A 17,118-nucleotide genomic window follows, 5' to 3' on the forward strand; every position below is an offset into this window, starting at 1 on the left:
AAAGCTTAAGGAAATACCCATCACAAACAATCACCCGTTCGGGTGGTTCGTTAATAACCTAATCAAACTCCTCCAAGATCCCCAAAAGGTGCGCCTTACGTAATGCCTGGGTACGATTGCTTACTTCGATTTTGCCGTATATTTTCTTCAGGTGGGTCTTCACAGTATTGATTGAGATGTAGAGCCGATCAGCAATATCTCCGTTACTTAAGCCTTGCGCTGCGGCCCGCAGCACCTCTCGCTCTCTGAGACTAAGAGGCTCCATGACAGATTTTACATCTGTATCCACTGCGACCAGATCGGTATGCGGTGGAGCAGTGACTCGCGAAGAAGCCAATTCAGAAATAGAGCATAAGACTGGGAATGCTTGCATCAGCTCATCAATATAGCGATGAAACTGGGTCTGCTGTATCAATCGCACAATACGATCAACTTTTTCATCCACAACAACATCACCCTGCAGGGCAAGATAACTTGCCAATGAAATGCAGGAGGCCATCAATGCATGCCCATTACGCTGATGACTCACGCACAGGCCAAATAGCTCTTCCGCCAAGTGGTAAGCCTTCTCATACACACCCAGATAATAATACGCGCGGGCAAGCAATAGACGGTCAGGAACCTGATCATAGCTGATCATTGGAGACTCACTATGTTCGAGGCTGCGCGCCCACTGATTAACGGCCACGCGGTCACCGGTGTGCATAGCAAGTTCAGCCGTCAGTGCCGACAAGGATGGCGCTCCCATCCTGATTCTAAATCGCGCGCTACGATCCAGCTCAATCAGTTTTTGTAACGATTCGGCAGCAGCAGGGTAATCTGCATCTTTCATGCACAACTTAGTATAAAAATCCAACGACAACCATTTCATATGGTGATTAGCATGGGCTCCTGTTAACAATGAAAGTTGTCGTTGTAAGCGTTCACGATCAATCGGCAGGCCAAGCTCATAACGCAATCCTGCCAGGCAGAAATCAACCACCATCGCGCTGACAAACTCATGCTGATGCTCATGAGTCACACCAAGCCACTGCTGCATCAGCTCCAGTTTAGCCATTGCCGATTGCAGTTGACCCGTTTGCAATGCAGTAAGATAAAAGAAACTTACTGCCACCATCAGCGCGTAAGGCTCCTTATCGTTCACCGCGCAATCCATTGACCTTTCAAACAGTATGGCAGCTCGATCCAGCTCACCGAGTAAGAAAGCATCCATTCCTTGCTCCAGGTTTACTTTAGACAACCTTGGATAATCTATCTGCCGAGCAAACCCCCACAAAGCCTGGCTGTATTCACTGCCGAGATAACCCGATAAACGCTGCGCCAGCGCTACCGTCGTCATGAACTCCACAACCAACTCTTTATCTTCCAAAGACCACTGATCGAGGGGCAACCTTGCATGCATGCTTTCTACAATCAGAGAGCCTTTATCTAAAAACAGGTGCATCAATTGAAAATGCCCTAGGTTTGCCAAACTCCAGCAGTAATGAATAAGAATGCTCAAACTGGATTCAATATAATCGTTAGGTAAGCGCTCAACACACTCCGATACCCGGAGAAAATCCCCTTGGCGACGATAACTCAACAACATGGACTGTAAACAATCACAAGCCTCAGACCATTGCTGAATTTCGATCGCGTAGTAAAAAGCGGCTTCCAAACCATCATATTGCTGCAAGTACTGAATGGCTCGATGTTGAACCTGCACGATGGCCTCGGCAGGCAGGCGTTGCTGAGCCAGCTCCAGTAGAACGTTGCGGAACAGATCGTGAAACCGCAGCTCGGTATGTCGATCTTCGGTTGCCGTCAACAGCGCCTTACTTTCCAGGCGCTGCAACAAAGAGCCGTAATCGACTGTTCCGCCTAAAACATTCTGGCACAAATCGATGGACAGCTTTGGCAACAACCCCAAGCTCAACAGGCTGCTCTGCTCCCAGGGCTCAAGGTCATTAATAACCTCGCGGATAAAGTAACCCACAACCTGTTCAGGCAATCGGGCAGGACTATTAGCAATGCTGTTGATGTGCGACTGCAAATGTTCAACAGAACTTAACTGCATGCATAGCAACTGAACCCCAACCACCCAACCGTCTGTCAAATTAAAAACGGCTTCGGCAACATGCTCACCAACTGCCTCTGCAAAACGTTTACATAGCATCAATTGGATCTGCGTGGCGGTAAGCTTAAGATCAGAAAAAGCATAAACCCGAACCGGCCTCTCCCCATACCGTTGCCGAGAAACATTAATCTCTGTACGACTGACAATTAAAATATGAAATGATTCGGGTAAATATCGCACACAATGCTGAACACCAAGCACAATGTCGGGATCGGTAATCAGATGAAAATCGTCCAACACCAGCACACCAGGCCTGCTTCCTGAGCGCTCAATAAGGTCGTTCACCAATGAACTTACAATGTCGTCAATACTACTGAACTGCCCCTCTCGGAGCTTTTGCTGCGCAAATTCACCCACACCAGGTGCAAGTTTTTGAAACGCCGCGATAAAATAGCGCCAAAATCGAGCCGGATGATTATCGTGTACATCCAGCGTCAACCACACATAATCCAACTCACTCTGTTGTAATTGCTGGGCGACCAAAGTGGTTTTTCCATATCCAGCTGGTGCATGGAGAACTGTGAGATTAGCATCTCGAATACTGCATTCATCGAGCAACGAAAGGTGATCGCGAGAAATCCATTCCGCTTTGGTTTTGGGAGTAAAGAATTTTGATTTAATTAACATGATCCTGCATTTCCCTTTTACAGGGCGGGTGCCTGCCACAATCGGCATGGCATACTATTGGCAGAATCTATTCTGGAATATCGAATCAGCAGGCGCAACTGGCCCAGGACGACAAATTATTTTAATAGATGTATAAACTCAACGCTTGCGAGCGGCAAGCAGATGCTTAACTCCATGGGCGATCATTGGTGGGATCATTTTCAATTGGTGAGTATTTCGACTCCACAGGCGTAAATACCACTGATTGATAGAGATGTTATTGTCATAGGTTGAAGCTACATAATGCCACCAGCCGGCCGGGATAAATACCGAATCACCAGGGCCGACCACAAACTGCAAGGGCCGAGTATTTTTAAAGTCCGGGAATTTCTCGGCATCGGGGGATGCCACATCAACCAGACTGATAGCAGGAATCTTGGGATTGGGATAAAGCCTGGCGGAGTCTTCAGGTGAAAACAAAGTGATGTGTTTATGACCGCAGATCTGATGATAAAAATTATGAGCAAAGTCGTAATGGCATGGCGTGGCCAAACCGGGGGTTCCAATCCAGACGTTGGTTTGCAGTAGATAATCTGCGCGCCTCAGGTATTTAAAGCGTGGTGCGTATATCTCAGGGTTAGAAAGCAAACCGGCCAGATTGGTCTGCGCAAGATACATCGGAGTCTCATTCTTGCCGCTACGCAGCAAATGCAGATACTGGTGCAACGGAATATCCACGGCCTCATGAGCCATACTATTCGCATCGAACAATACACCATCAGGCTTATTGCGCACGCTGACCGATTGATCAGGGATGTACTGGCTAACATTATCCAGAGTCCAGCTTGATGCTTTCCAGTCTGCAGTAGCGCCTTCTATAATCAAAGGCTTGCTACGCATGAAAAAATCCTGGATAAATCGACGCCGGGTAAATTCCGAAGCATGAACCCGCTCTATGAGCTCACCCTGCAAAAGCTCCTCCAGTACAACTGTTTTACCCATGACAACGCCAATCTCCGCAACCCAAATCTCAAGAAGAGCAGGGGCAACCATACGAAACAAACACTACTCTACTCGTTAAAGCATAGACCAATAATCGTACAGGATATAGCGATAGGATCACAGAAATATTCGTTAATTACTTACCAATATACAGCCTGTTTAAACAATCAGGGCTCTACTCGCCGATGTCTATAGCGTCTAAACCTTGAACTGTTGTACCAATGCCCGCATTTCCTTCAGCTCACAATTCATATTTTCTATCTCGGATTTATTAAGCTCAGCCCCGTCTAAGTTAGATCGGGAACTGTTTGATATCTTTTGAGTGCTTAGCGCTATCTCGTGGGTTACCTGGGATTGCTCGTCAACCGCGCTGGCAATCTGATTGCTCATTTGATTTATTCTTGATGCGTAATCCACCACTTTCAGCAAGGTATCATTTGCTTCTTTGGCGGTACTTATACACTCCTTAGAGCTTTCCAATCCGTTGCCCACGGCGTTTACGACCTTGACCGTACCTGACTGCAGGTTTTCGATAATCTTCTGTATCTCTGTTGTCGATGTTTGAGTACGCTGAGCGAGAGATCTGACCTCATCGGCCACCACCGCAAAGCCACGGCCCTGCTCCCCCGCCCTGGCTGCCTCGATCGCAGCATTCAAAGCCAGCAGATTGGTTTGCTCCGCAATGCCACGTATCACCTCCAATACCGACGCCACTTGGTTGCTGCACCCTTCCATTTCATGAACTTCGCTTTGTGTCTGTGCCAGCGTTTGGGAAAGACTGTTAATCGCTGCAATATTTTTTGACATGGATTCGTTGGCGGAGTTGGTCGCAGCTTCGGTCTGACTGGCAGCCTCAGACGATTCCTGAGCTCTTTCTGCAACGCTTTTTACCGAATAAGAAAGCTCGTTCGCCGAACTGGCCAACATTTCGGTTTCTTTCAGTTGCTCTTCTGACCGCTCAACCGTGCTGGCGACCATCTCAGTCATTATCTCGGAGTGCTGCACCACCGACTGGTTGGTTGAAGATACTTTTCTAACGGTTTCAGCAATTTTGTCTACAAACCGATTATAGGCTCCAGAAAATTGAGCAAGCTCATTCTTTCCCCGAACCTCCAGATGGTTAGTTAAATCACCGCTACCAAGAGAAATATCCTTCATGCGAGTTACGATACTCTGCAATGGCCTGGTAATAGAATTTGAAATGGCGTAGGAAGCCGCAAAAATCACCAGGATGATAGCGCCGGTAAATGCCAGCATACTTGATAGCCAACTATAGAATGCCTCTGCTTCATCCTCTCGATAAACACCGGTCAGCACAATCCAATCCCAAGGTTCAAAATAGGCAGCGTAGGCTGTCTTTAACTCAGCGGTTTCAGGAATAAAGTTTTCTGAGGTTTTTCTTATTAGTGGAAACTTGGTTTCCGGCTCTATGTAGTAGTAATAATCAAAAAAACCAGTGTAGGTTTCGGGGTACAGCTCGCCCAGAATTTCTAATGAGCTGTATATCGGCGAATCCCACCCCAAGCGCGCCTCTAGACTCTTTCTGATTTTCTTATCCAGTGCCGATGATTTTTCAATCTCTTCTGGCGTGTCATCGGAATAGAGAATTGTCGCGTAGGGATGAGAAATAATCAGATCGTGTTTCAGGTTATACATGTAGAAATAATTTCTCGGCCCTAACGCCATATTATTAATGGCTTTTTTGGCTTCTTTTCGGGCCTCTACCACACCCATTGAACCTTCTTCAGCGGCTTTGTAGTAAAAGTTAAGAACGTTAATCGCTGAATTCGTTAACTTGATGTACTCCGATTGCTTTAGCTGTACAAATTGCTGCTGGGCCTTGTTTATCGCCAACCCAGCCAAGAGCATTAACCCAATCAGGCAGAACCCTACCAATAGCCATATGCGTTGCCGAATTAAAAGAAACTGTAAAGCTTGACTCATATGACGCATCTCGCGGTTAATTTTTGCACTCCATCCATAAGACTAGACCATTGATGTTATTTATCAGCAAAAACTAATGCTGGGAAAATGCCTTCGATGACGGGAGGCTAAACGGCGAGAAGATCTAAGCTAACTAGGTTATTGACCAATAATGGCCCCCATACTGGCGGCCATTATTGGTTTATAGTGATTTGAATTGGATTGGCAGAAACCGACTACCCAGTCAATTTATTGAGATGCCATGAGTGTCGCATCGTTCAATCATATCGCTAATGTCACGCTGACAAATCTGCAGTTGATGATCACCATTAAAGACCCGATACACATTGAATCCATCCCGCATACGCCACACCGACCACTCACCATCATCTACACGATAACGGGTCTGGTTTTCCGCAACTTCCGGGTTTAGCAGGTCAATGGGTAGCATATCGATGTAATCATGGTGGCTGCGGGTGGCCTCCCCTACATATATATCAATTGCCTCGGGGTATGGCTCTGTGAAGGCGGCTTGCACTCTACTATTCGGCACCACTAAATTACCCGCTATTACTACTTGATCCAGACCCGGCGTGATCAACCAACGTTCCACCAGCGCAATCGAATAACCAGAAAATGTAGGAAGCGGCACCGATGCCAGACTATCCCCAATAGTGGGGATGATACGAGGCACCAATACATCCACCAAGGTCTCGATTAACGATCCAGGAATATTTAAACCGTTAAATACTTGCGTCGAATAGACTGTGACCTCTGGAATACCATCCAGAGCTACATCCACAGCATCATTGCCGACACCAACATCCAGCGGAGCACTTAATGACAGCTGCGCCGAAAACAACGGAACAAAAGCCGCAGCGTCTGGTTTTCTTACTTGCACCAGCGCAGTAAATCGCTCCATACCCAACTGCAACAACGCGCCATTAATATCATTCAAGTTCACATAGGCTGGGCTGGTGGGCTCTATACTAAACTGAATTTCGTCATCTGGGCCAACAAACTGATCCAAACCACTGATTGCGCTTAGCTCACCAATGGGTACAGCCTCAGCAATGTGAGTGAGACCACTGTAATATGCGGCCAGCAACGCCTGATTTAATGCACTGGAAGGTAAAGCAACCCCAGCATGATATGACGATCCAGACAGGGTGGTGTTTCCCAACCTTGGCAAAGATGTTTCTGAATAGATCGAACCCAAAGCACGGGGTACATTGACCGGCTCCATTGCCATTATTTGGGTATCTAGATTCATGCTGATATTCAGGCCTGCTGGCGACGCCAATGCTGTTGGATTCGTATCGACATTGAACGTTTTACCCAGAATAGGGATATCCGCTCCAGTTGGCAGATTCGCCCACAGCGGTTCAACAATTCCAGGCAGTCGTGCTGTCAGTTGATCCCGAATCAGATCAGAGATAAAACCACGCACTAGCGGTTCCACCAAATCAAAAATTGGCTCAAAAACGGATGTGATACCACTGAAATCTACTGAATAATTACTTACAGAAAGCGATGCGTTACTGGGGGACACATTGAACCGGTTATTGGCTATTGATAGAGCTGCAGTAACACTGAAATTGGGATTATCAGCAATACCTGTACCTGATGCGGTGATAGACACGCTGGGAATGTCAGGAATCGGCCAAGGCAGATCCACAGGATGGGTAGCCGCTCTAGCACGCAGCGAGACAGTAAAACGAGACATCCTCACATTGGTGGCTAAACGCGCATTCGATGTAGATGCCAAGGGGTCTGCAACAATTGCAGGCGGGGTGAAGCTCAAACCAGTCAACGTTACATTCGCGTAACCGACGCTGCCATCAGTACTGGCGATGACCGTTCCCACCAGCCCACCGGTTAGATCAGAACTGGTCAAATAAGGCTCAGCTACCCGATCAATCAGGAACTGAATACCATTATCCGTTATGGAGGCTTGCAACGTGTTCGGCAACATTGCCGATTGACTGGTGCCTCGCGGGTGGGCAAATACCGTGCGAGATAATTGCCCATAAGCATCTTCTGCATCAAAGGCAACCCATGATAAAGAGTCGTTTACAATATCTTCGACTATCGACTCATCAAATGCACCTTGATCGACGGCAGCAAAACTGCCATTAATAGACAGCGAACTGGCGCCAATATCATCCTGCAGGTAACCGGCCACCCGCAATCCATCACTGGTATCAACATCGAGTATTTGTACGACAGGCCCGACCCGGTCAATGATAAATCGAGCAGGAGCAACCGAGCCCGGATCTGTCACTTCAAAAACATTGGTGCCACTGCGGGTGAAACTGGCCAGAGAGCTGCCACTGGCAGCAACCACACCATCCCCAACCATAAACAAGCCGGTAACATCAGCTCCGTTCAACAATATAGTTAAGTCCGGCGCTTGTTCTGCGGTAAAGCTAATAACAAACTCCGCAGGAACATCAGGATGAACGCTGTTTTTCTTTGGTTCCTCAATGTTTACCGGTGAACATCCTGCAATAAACACTATGCAGAACATTACGATAATCCCTGTATTTCGCATTATTCTTCTCCTTGAACATCGTTAATTATTCATATTTCACGATGAATGCGCTGCTATCGTGGCACAACCCTATCACGTCAACTCACAATGATATACCGCTCACATTGCTAATCAGAACAAGAAGGAGAATAATGAGAGTCAAGTTAAAGTTCATCCGTCTTTTGTTTATATTATTGGCTCCGCCTCTGTGCCCAACAACGATTATTGAACAGGAGCCGCATCCGGTTTCATCTCTGCAACTGACTTATGTGGATGCTGTTGATGGTACTGCTTATTCGCCAGCACCATCAGCGCTGGCGCCAACAGATAGGTTGCCAACAAGGCCAGCACTATACAGCCAGCGGTAATCAATCCAAATATAATCATGTTGGACATCAACGACTGAGTATAAATCGAGAAACCAATGCTCAACACAATAGAGGTAATAAGCATTGCACGGCCGGTGGACAGCAGTGTTTTTTCAACTGCGTATGCTGGATCACCTGTTTTTAAATAGAGTTTTCGGAAACCATGCATAAAGTGAATATTGTCATCCACCGTCAGACCGATCGCAATGGAGCCAACCAACATAGTCAACATGTCCAGCCGAACATCCAGAAGTTGCAATATAGCCAGAACAATCAGAATGGGTAATAGTGATGGAATCATACTGAGCAGGCCAAGCTTAAGATTGCCGATTAACATGACCATCATCAATGTAATAATGATGGCAGCAAAACCATAACTTTCCGCGGTAGAAATCAGCATTTTTCCGAACGTCACCCCCATAATGGGTGCCACACCGGTGAAACTAACATCAACACCATAGGGCTGGAGATTCGCATTCAGATGATCCCTCAGCCGATCCACCAACTCTTTCGTATGGATTGCATCGAACCAGGGCGTGGTAACTGTCAGGCGGGCCGTTTGGTATGTTTTATCAACTAAATTCAGGATGTCATCTGGCTCATCCAGCTCAACCAAAAAAAGCTCCTGGCTGATTAACGCCGGATCGTCGGGCACTGCAAACTGAGCTTCGTCATTATCATGCAAGGCACGATTAGATTCCTTAATGACATTCACTACACTAATGGCCTTAACAATACGCCAATCCGGCGATTCCCACGTTACGACATCCTGCTGAATTTTATCCAACGCCTGCAGTAACGGCGCATTAATTACGCCCCGATCCTTGCCTGTATCCAAAAGAATTTCGAAACTGATGGTCGACCCCATGCGTTGCTCATAATTCTTTATTCCTTGCAGGGTTTCGTTATCTTCTGGCAGCCAGGCCAACGGGTAGTGCGAGAATTTGATCTGACTGGCAACGGCAGTTGCGGCCACAAATAGCACAACACCCGATACCACAATAATTTTTGGATACTGGGTTGAAACGCGGGCAAACCACGCCAGCATCGGTTGCAATCCTTTATTCTCATCCTGCTGCAATGGCCTGCGCTTTACTGGCAGAATTGCAATGAGACAGGGCAGAATAAAGATAGTAAGCAAGAACGCGATCAACGAACCCAGCGCACCATAGATGCCCAACGCCGAAACCGGGGTAAGATCCGAGGTAGCAAAGGAGGCAAGACCTGCAGCGGTGGTAACGCTGGTGAACAGCATAGCCAAGCCAGTGTGTCCCATGGCACTGGCCATAGCATGGTGTTTCTCATCACCTGCATCGTAGTTTCGGTAAAATATCGTGAGCAAATGGATGCTGTCACCCACACATACCGCCAATAGGAATGCAGGCAAAATGGAGGTGCTAACCTGGATCGGCGAACCCAGTATCGCCATCAAACTCATTGTGACAACTACACCAAGGGTCATAATCAAAAGCGGCATGAACACGCCAGATAATCGCCGAAAAATCATAAACAGAACCATACCAATAAGTAGATTGGCCAGCCCTGAAAACACACTGAAGTCCCGCTCCAGTATTTGCGATAACATGATCGCAATGGGCATACTACCTGTCAGTCGGATGTCGTCCGAGATAACCCCTCGATAGGGCTCGAGGATTTCCCTGATTTTGGCATCGGCCTCACGCGTTTCGTCTTCGCCCATGTAACCACGATGCCAGTTACCATTTTTATCCTTGGTAAAGTTAAAGGAATTCAGTCGCACTAACATTGCGACCATATGGCCATCTGCAGAGATTAGAAAATTTTTGTAGTTATCGCTGTTATACGTATACCGCTTGAGTTTTTCCAACTCAACAGGATCGCCGGGCAACGTTTCCGGCAACAACTCCTCAATATAAAGGGTGTCATCAGCCCCGTGGGTATAACGTGCATTTACCAGCGAATCCACTTTGTTGACGTGGGGAACTTCATCCTCCAGTTGGCGGTGAAGAGCGTGTAACTGAGTAGCAAATGTCTGCGTGAATATATCCTCCACTTCCATGGTGATGATAAACACTTCATCGCGCCCAAACGTTTCTTTGAAGGCGTCATAACGCTGTATTTCAACCGAGCCCTTTTCTAGAAACCCTTCAATACTGGTGTCCTTTTCAAGACGGCCAAGCTGCGACGCCATTACCCCGACCACAGCCAGGCAACTCAGCAACCACAACCATGGGCGTCTGCCCATAACCAAGCCCAGGGATTCAAAGCCGGTTTCGACTTTGGCTTTCCAGTTTGCTTTGTTCTTTTTATTCATGTGTTGCAGTTCGGCCTCGGGAATAATTGAGGACCAATCATGAAATTAGACGACCCATTGGTCAATAGGCCATTTGGTCTATATGGCAGTTAGATGGGCGCACCTGACATTGATAAGAACAACACAACAACACCTTATATAACAACAACTTAATATCGCCTTGTGGGCGCATAGGCTTGTTTACCACTAAAAGCCGAATTCCACTCCGAGCACCAAACGGTCGGTGTCGTCAAACTGGCCAAACAGCCCATCCAAGTCGCCATAGAAGATGTCCACACCACCCCATACACGCATCGTATCTGTCGCCTGATACACTAATTGCGATCGCACCTGGCCATCCTGGTCTTCATCGCTGTACAGCATAAACAACTCAATCTCTAAAGTTTCATTCATTAACGAACGGCGTATCAATAGCGTATGCTGCATACGTTGCTGTTGACGCACGATGTCATCTTCGTATTCCAGCAACGTGCTTTGAAACCATTGATAGCTAAGAAACCAGTCAGTAAATCCCCGATAATCCAACCCCAATACAGAACTGATTTCAGGTGTGTTGGCAATGCCATCCTCCTGCAAGCTGTTACGCACATGGTAGGTCTCAGTGCTGTAACCTGCCTCCATTCGCACAACCCAGTCGCCAAATGCGTTGCTGGCAGTGGCTCCATACAGCTGGCTGGGCTCATACACAGGTACCACATCTATCTGACCCGAACCCAATCTGAGATAGTTGACGGGTATATCCTGACGGTGATTTAAGTAGTTCAACGTTAGATCCCAGCCTGAGTAGAACAACCTGTAGCGTGCTCCGAATTCGACTTCATTAACGGGGCGCTCGACCTCGTGGATCATAACAGGCAAGGGTGCAGCACTCAGGGCTGGGCGGTATTTAGAGCTGGTGATGTAGTATGGCGTCCCCACATCAGCCAGCTTGCTGTAGGTTGCGTCGGGTATTATCAACAATTGCAGTGTGGAATCTTCACTGGTGTTGAACTCCACGTTCATCATCCACAAGGCGATGCGAGAATCCTCAAATTCATCAAGATTAAATTCACGGTAATCCTGGGGGTTTACAACATCCAATACTTTCAGCCCATCGGCTTGCCCCCACACAACCTGCTGCTTCCCCAGGCGCCAATATCCATCCCAGGCTGCAAAATCCAGGTAAGCTTCCGCCAACTCCAGTAGGCCATGATGATTGGACGCCAGCGGCCCATTGAAAGATGAGTAGTTACTCTCATCAGGATCATCCACATACAGCTTACTGTCTGCGGCTGCAACCAATTTCGGAATCAGGGTATAACGTATCGAAGGTGCAAGGTCACCACTGATTTCCGGTTTAATGGTGGTATTGGCATTCTGCAGTTCTGAGTCAGTAAGCCCTATGTCAAACTCGACTTCGATTTCAGTGTTAATTTCAATATCGGAAAAGGCAAATGCAGCACCAGACCAAACCACCGCATATATCCCAACTAGTAATAACACCAAAGCGGAAATGACTGTTTTATGGGTCATATTACAACCCCCGCTCCAAGGTTCGACGCGTAAACACGTCATCCTTTACTGGCGTCTGGTAATCTACGTCAGAGAATTCAAAGCGGCTATGATGACCGGTCTTATGGTTTTGCACTTCCAGCTGGTGCTTGGTCCAGATGCCGTTGACCTTGGATACTCTGGATGCAGTATAGGTTTTCAGATAACGTTCTTTCTGATCCCAGTAATCGCTTTTCACGATGACCCAGTTGTGCGGATTAACCCAGAACAGGCTGCGCACGTAGCCCAGCTCATCTGCGATTTTTGGGGTTTTGGCGATGGCAGCCACCTTATAGGTTGTTATTGATTCACCAGCCACTTCAATGATTTCTTCGCCCAAGGTCTCAAAATCGAAATCCTGCTTTTCGAGCTTGCCTGCCTTTTTTATGTCCTCGTAGGTGAAATCCGTCCCCAAAAAATAGTCGCCACGATCCGAGGCAGATATACGGCGCACCTTGCGTAGAGCCGGCAAGTAGAGCCATTGATCATCCTCTGCTTCACTATCGGCGTAATCATAGGTAAGGAAACCGGTATCTTTCACATTGGTGGGGCGCTGGTAGAACAACAATGTGCGCTTTTCTTCACCAAAATATTTGCGATAGCTGACAGCCTCCCGAGTACGGACTTTTCCTGATTTATCCGTCAACGTCATATGCAGGTTACTGACGGCATGCTCGCCTTCCTCCACTTGGTTAATACGGTCTACAATGGTGGCAGCATCCGGCAACTCACTGGCCGGAGCCGGTTGGGAGTTAAGAGCAAGCATAAGACCCACAAAACCAACGATACTTATGTTCTTTACCCACACTGCGCTACTTTCCACGTCTGCATTATTGTGTTTTCCGTACAAAAATGCGGGTTTCAGCACTAGCACCAACGCAGGCAGCAACACCAGGGAAGCAATAAAACTCATGGTGACAGACAACACTACGATGGTGCCAAAGATATTCAGCGGTACCACCTTGGATATAATCAATACACCAAAGCCACAAGCCACGGCCAGATAGTTAAACAACAGTGCACGCCCAGTGGTGGCATAAAGATTCATCACCAAATCGCCCGTTGAGGGAACGCCCTTTTGGTACAGCGACTTGAGTCGATCAAGAGTATGAATCGCGAAATCGATACCTAAACCGATGGCCACCGATGCGAACATAGAGGTACCGATGCCCAGATCAATTTTGAGTAGCGCCATGGTGGCGTATACCATGAGGATTGAGCTGACTACTGGTAGCACTGCCATCACACCGGCAACGACCGACCGGAACAACACAATAGATACAAGCAGCACAAAGCCCAGCGATATACCCACACTCAAAAAGTGACTGCGACCGATATCTTTTAGCCAATGGTAATTAAGATTGACTCGACCTGTAAGGGTGGCACTTACGTGGGCATCGCTGAAGTGCTCGCTCAAATAAGATTCCATTGCTTGTACTAATGGTGCGGTCTCGACAAACGCGGCCGTATCCAGATAAAAGCGCACATTGGCGAGCCGGTATTCATAATCCACTACGTTATCAAAATCAGTCGGATCGCTGCTGGCCGAGTACAGCAACAAATACTGCGCAGCCAGCTCCTTACTGTCTGGCAGCTTGTAGAATGCATTCTGATCCTCATTCAGCGACTTATTCATCTGCTTCAAGAAATCCACTAACGACATGGATCCGTTAATATGTGCCAGGGATTCGCCATAAGCCTGTAGCGCTTCAATTTTTGCTAATACAACTGGATCGAACAAACCCTCAGACTCATTCGTTTCAATCACTACGTCCAAAGTATTGGTGCCTTGCATGTGTTGATTAATGGCCTTATCGGCCTGATAGAGGGGCTCGTCTGGGTGGAATGTTTCAATACGGTCGTCATTCACTCGCAGCTGCACGCTCAGCACCAACCCCACCACTGCCAACGCAGCAAACACGACCACTGTGATATTGGCATTACGAGTAGCCGCACCGCCCAGTGCCAACATGCCCCGCGCAAACACATCCTTGCTGCTGGCTTGTTCCAGTTTGATCCAGCGCTTACTTACTTTAGGTTTAGTGATAGCTATCACTGCAGGCAAGACAAACAGTGAATAGAACCAAGCCACCAGTACACCGAAGGCGGTAAACAAGCCGAAATATTCAAACGGTGGCATGTAAGCAGACACATACAGCCCGATAAAGCCCGCCATAGTGGTGATGGTGGTGAGCGTGACAGGCCACGCCATCGTAGTGGTCGCTTCCTCAATGGCCTGACGACTGGAGTAGTGCGGATGTTTTGCCAACAACTCGTAATAGCAGCTAAATATATGAATGGAATCTGCTACCGCCATTCCAATTAGAATTACGGGCATCGCATTGGTTATCACATAGAAAGGCACGCCACTGTATCCCATAAGGCCTACCGTCATTAGCACAGCGGCGGCAATCACCATGTTACCCAATAGTGCTGGAGCAAAGCGTCGGAACGCCACTATCAACATAATAGTAATGATCAACCCGGCCAAAGGATTAAGGCGACTTGCATCCCGATCAATGTAATGGCCCAGGTAACCCAGCACCGCACCCTCACCCGCTGTATATATTTTTGTCGAGCCCGGCAACCTTTGATTAGCAACCAACTGCGTCAACGCCTGATAAGTAGCTTCCGCCTTGGCGTCGTCATACAGCTCGGCAATGATCAGTGTCATGGCACCATCCTCTGCCACCAACAAGCCGTTATAAAGAGGGAAATTCTGCACCGCTTGCCTTACCGCATCTGGCCCACTGTCCGCCAACAGCTCCATAAATGGAAACACCTCCATACCGCTGCTGGTTCCCATAATATTGTTCTCTGTGGCCAAGCTCATGGTGCGATCTTCATTGATATTTGGAAGCGCATTTACTGCATCAGTTAAGGTGCCCACCAGCGCCAGAACTTCTGGATCATAAATACCTTCAGGGCCTTGGCTTTCAACCGCAATCACCAATGGATCACTGATTTCAAATAGTGATCGGGCTTTATTTTTGTATATCAGTGCTGGATTCTGTGGCGACAAAAAGGCATCAGCGCGGGTGTCTTTAAAGATCTTGGTAAGGCCGGATGCCAGCAACCCCAGACACAACAACCCAATCAGCAGGGTGGATTTGGGATAGCGTACCCCAATCAATATGAATTTCATCGTGTTCGCTCCATTATATGTATATGCATGTATTTATTTAAAATTAAACGCAGGCCAAATGCTGCGTTGGTAAACTTCAGGATGTAAGTTTCAGGTTTTCATTTCTACCAGGGATTCGGATACGTTCAGCAGTTGCTGAATAACGTCAGCACCCAGTTTTTTCTCAACGCTTTTCTGTGCTTGTTGCCATTGCTTTTGCGCTTGCTTGTATAAGGCCTTACCATCATCAGACAACGAGCACAGCATCACCCGTCGATCTTCAGAATCCGGGGTTCGGGTTATATAACCTTCACGAATCAAAGGCTTAAGACTGCGGGTTAGAGTAGCTTGATCCACCAACAAGGCCTTCTCCAGTTCTTGCTGCGAGCAGCACTTCATATACCACAACACACGCAACACGCTGAACTGGGTGACTTTGATGCCACTTTCACTCAGAAAAGCGTTGTAATGGCTGGTCAGCACTCGATCGGCCTGACGCAGCTTGAGATTGAAGCAAGGATCAATAGTCATAGCGACTACTCCATGGTGACATGGATATCATATATACATGCATATGCATGCTTTGTCAAATTCGGGAAGAAAGCAAATCTGGTAATCTTGGCAGCGTAATAGGCTACGCCTCTACTCCTGAGGCTGAAATCACCCCCGCATACACTTAGTCTGTTTCCTCCTGCAGCCTATGAATCCAAGGCACACAGCCTCACTGAATATTATTTCGTTGCAAAAAGGCTAACAACAAGCCTAAAAATTCATCAGGTAACTCTGCGAAGGCCATATGTCCACAATCCAGCGCCACCAATTCTGCATGTTCCATCGCCGCTTTGGCGACTTGCCCGTCTTTTTTGAATTGAATCACCGGATCGCGCTTGCCGAACACTAACAGGCTGGGCTGGGTAATAGTGCGCGCCGACTGAGAAAGGTCGTGGCTTGGATCAAGAAAGCTGCCCCACATTTCACGAGTTACTTTTAGTACATCTGTGGTGGAATGCAGGCTCGCCGCACGATTGAATATGCTCGCAGTATGTGCGTTTCGCTGACCGATATACAGTTTGGCGAAAAATTCTGGAGCAAGCGACCAGCGGCTGCTCTGCCAACGCATAAAAAAGCGTGTCAACCACGTGTCTGGAGTAAACCCGCCCGGTGACACCAACACCAAACCCGATACCCGATCTGGAAATTCTATAGCGTAACGGGCAGCTATTTGCCCTCCCACAGAGTTCCCGATGATGACTGCTTCGGGGATCTCCAGCGTATCCATCGCTTCTACCAGTACGGCATACAATGCGGTTTCGGTCGTTGTAGTTAATGGGCCGAGCCCCGAAGACACTCCATAACCAGGCCAGTCAATGGCAATAACGCGATAGCTTTCACTGAGCGTGGGTATGATCGCATCGAAATCGCGGAGGTTGCCGGGGTTTGCATGCAGCAATACCAAAGTGGGGCCTTCACCGTGATCGAGCAGGTTGACGGGGCCAGTGCTCAACCAAATCGTTCGCTCTGATGCCATGGCGCTACTCATCCAAAAAAGGACCATTGGGATAACGGTCAAAAAACTAAACTGAAACAAGCGGGAATGACTCATAATTCATGCCTAGGATGTTA

At 47.7% G+C, this 17,118-nt stretch carries 9 protein-coding genes; all 9 read right to left on the bottom strand.

Annotated features, from left to right (window positions below; all coding sequences use genetic code 11):
* Window positions 1–58 precede the first annotated feature (58 nt).
* The 9 genes from Kalk_RS21680 to Kalk_RS10100 all read right to left on the bottom strand — a co-directional run bounded on the left by Kalk_RS21680 (window position 59) and on the right by Kalk_RS10100 (window position 17,098).
* Window positions 59–2,743 (bottom strand): LuxR C-terminal-related transcriptional regulator, encoded by a 2,685-nt coding sequence (locus Kalk_RS21680; RefSeq protein ID WP_324774809.1) that lies wholly within the window; start codon window positions 2,741–2,743, stop codon window positions 59–61.
* A 138-nt stretch (window positions 2,744–2,881) separates the two neighbouring features.
* The gene (locus tag Kalk_RS10065) at window positions 2,882–3,724 is read right to left on the bottom strand and encodes a cupin-like domain-containing protein (RefSeq protein WP_158643419.1); all 843 of its coding nucleotides are present in this window, start codon (window positions 3,722–3,724) and stop codon (window positions 2,882–2,884) included.
* A 198-nt stretch (window positions 3,725–3,922) separates the two neighbouring features.
* Complete coding sequence (locus tag Kalk_RS10070; RefSeq protein WP_158643420.1) at window positions 3,923–5,668, bottom strand: methyl-accepting chemotaxis protein; 1,746 nt, start codon at window positions 5,666–5,668, stop codon at window positions 3,923–3,925.
* A 223-nt stretch (window positions 5,669–5,891) separates the two neighbouring features.
* Complete coding sequence (locus Kalk_RS10075) at window positions 5,892–8,201, bottom strand: hypothetical protein (RefSeq protein WP_101894123.1); 2,310 nt, start codon at window positions 8,199–8,201, stop codon at window positions 5,892–5,894.
* Between the two features lie 201 nt (window positions 8,202–8,402).
* A complete protein-coding gene (locus tag Kalk_RS10080) occupies window positions 8,403–10,841 on the bottom strand; it encodes an efflux RND transporter permease subunit (protein WP_101894124.1) in 2,439 nt (812 codons plus the stop codon).
* Window positions 10,842–11,027: 186 nt separating this feature from the next.
* Entirely contained in the window at window positions 11,028–12,353 is a 1,326-nt protein-coding gene (locus Kalk_RS10085) for a DUF1302 family protein (protein ID WP_101894125.1), read from the bottom strand.
* A gap of 1 nt (window position 12,354) precedes the next feature.
* On the bottom strand, window positions 12,355–15,516 hold the full coding sequence (locus Kalk_RS10090) for an outer membrane lipoprotein-sorting protein (RefSeq protein WP_101894126.1): 3,162 nt from the start codon (window positions 15,514–15,516) through the stop codon (window positions 12,355–12,357).
* 90 nt (window positions 15,517–15,606) lie between these two features.
* A complete protein-coding gene (locus Kalk_RS10095) occupies window positions 15,607–16,026 on the bottom strand; it encodes a MarR family winged helix-turn-helix transcriptional regulator (RefSeq protein WP_101894127.1) in 420 nt (139 codons plus the stop codon).
* Window positions 16,027–16,216: 190 nt separating this feature from the next.
* Complete coding sequence (locus tag Kalk_RS10100) at window positions 16,217–17,098, bottom strand: alpha/beta fold hydrolase (protein ID WP_101894128.1); 882 nt, start codon at window positions 17,096–17,098, stop codon at window positions 16,217–16,219.
* Between the last annotated feature and the right edge of the window lie 20 nt (window positions 17,099–17,118).

The sequence above is a fragment of the Ketobacter alkanivorans genome (assembly GCF_002863865.1).
Lineage (GTDB): Bacteria > Pseudomonadota > Gammaproteobacteria > Pseudomonadales > Ketobacteraceae > Ketobacter > Ketobacter alkanivorans.